Source organism: Staphylococcus sp. GDY8P120P, from assembly GCF_017892065.1.
Lineage (GTDB): Bacteria > Bacillota > Bacilli > Staphylococcales > Staphylococcaceae > Staphylococcus > Staphylococcus nepalensis.
The window spans coordinates 1-1,668 of the sequence record NZ_JAESKI010000044.1 but is presented as its reverse complement, the minus strand read 5'-3'; the positions used below and the strand labels follow the sequence as shown (position 1 = coordinate 1,668).

Below are 1,668 nucleotides of genomic sequence, written 5' to 3'. Positions count from 1 at the left end.
ATTATTGCAATGTGGAATTGGGAACGGAAAAATTATTTTATTAAAGAGTAGTTCAACAAACGGGCCAGTTTGTTGAAGATTAGATGCTATAATTGTTATTAAAAGGATTGAAGGATGCTTAGGAAGACGAGTTATTAATAGCTGAATAAGAACGGTGCTCTCCAAATATTCTTATTTAGAAAAGCAAATCTAAAATTATCTGAAAAGGGAATGAGAATAGTGAATGGACCAATAATAATGACTAGAGAAGAAAGAATGAAGATTGTTCATGAAATTAAGGAACGAATATTGGATAAATATGGGGATGATGTTAAGGCTATTGGTGTTTATGGCTCTCTTGGTCGTCAGACTGATGGGCCCTATTCGGATATTGAGATGATGTGTGTCATGTCAACAGAGGAAGCAGAGTTCAGCCATGAATGGACAACCGGTGAGTGGAAGGTGGAAGTGAATTTTGATAGCGAAGAGATTCTACTAGATTATGCATCTCAGGTGGAATCAGATTGGCCGCTTACACATGGTCAATTTTTCTCTATTTTGCCGATTTATGATTCAGGTGGATACTTAGAGAAAGTGTATCAAACTGCTAAATCGGTAGAAGCCCAAACGTTCCACGATGCGATTTGTGCCCTTATCGTAGAAGAGCTGTTTGAATATGCAGGCAAATGGCGTAATATTCGTGTGCAAGGACCGACAACATTTCTACCATCCTTGACTGTACAGGTAGCAATGGCAGGTGCCATGTTGATTGGTCTGCATCATCGCATCTGTTATACGACGAGCGCTTCGGTCTTAACTGAAGCAGTTAAGCAATCAGATCTTCCTTCAGGTTATGACCATCTGTGCCAGTTCGTAATGTCTGGTCAACTTTCCGACTCTGAGAAACTTCTGGAATCGCTAGAGAATTTCTGGAATGGGATTCAGGAGTGGACAGAACGACACGGATATATAGTGGATGTGTCAAAACGCATACCATTTTGAACGATGACCTCTAATAATTGTTAATCATGTTGGTTACGTATTTATTAACTTCTCCTAGTATTAGTAATTATCATGGCTGTCATGGCGCATTAACGGAATAAAGGGTGTGCTTAAATCGGGCCATTTTGCGTAATAAGAAAAAGGATTAATTATGAGCGAATTGAATTAATAATAAGGTAATAGATTTACATTAGAAAATGAAAGGGGATTTTATGCGTGAGAATGTTACAGTCTATCCCGGCATTGCCAGTCGGGGATATTAAAAAGAGTATAGGTTTTTATTGCGATAAACTAGGTTTCACTTTGGTTCACCATGAAGATGGATTCGCAGTTCTAATGTGTAATGAGGTTCGGATTCATCTATGGGAGGCAAGTGATGAAGGCTGGCGCTCTCGTAGTAATGATTCACCGGTTTGTACAGGTGCGGAGTCGTTTATTGCTGGTACTGCTAGTTGCCGCATTGAAGTAGAGGGAATTGATGAATTATATCAACATATTAAGCCTTTGGGCATTTTGCACCCCAATACATCATTAAAAGATCAGTGGTGGGATGAACGAGACTTTGCAGTAATTGATCCCGACAACAATTTGATTAGCTTTTTTCAACTAATAAAAAGCTAAAATCTATTATTAATCTGTTCAGCAATCGGTCGCGATTGCTGAATAAAAGATACGAGAGACCTCTCT

Annotated in this window: 3 protein-coding genes; all 3 read left to right on the top strand. The window is 38.8% G+C overall.

From position 1 onward, the window contains the following. A complete protein-coding gene (locus tag KA900_RS14910; RefSeq protein ID WP_348634581.1) occupies positions 1 to 51 on the top strand; it encodes a hypothetical protein in 51 nt (16 codons plus the stop codon). A gap of 168 nt (positions 52 to 219) precedes the next feature. Then, on the top strand, positions 220 to 981 hold the full coding sequence (gene aadD1, locus KA900_RS14515) for an aminoglycoside O-nucleotidyltransferase ANT(4')-Ia (protein ID WP_001014230.1): 762 nt from the start codon (positions 220 to 222) through the stop codon (positions 979 to 981). Positions 982 to 1,197: 216 nt separating this feature from the next. Beyond that, positions 1,198 to 1,602 (top strand): bleomycin binding protein, encoded by a 405-nt coding sequence (bleO, locus tag KA900_RS14510; RefSeq protein ID WP_210139777.1) that lies wholly within the window; start codon positions 1,198 to 1,200, stop codon positions 1,600 to 1,602. Positions 1,603 to 1,668: the final 66 nt, after the last annotated feature.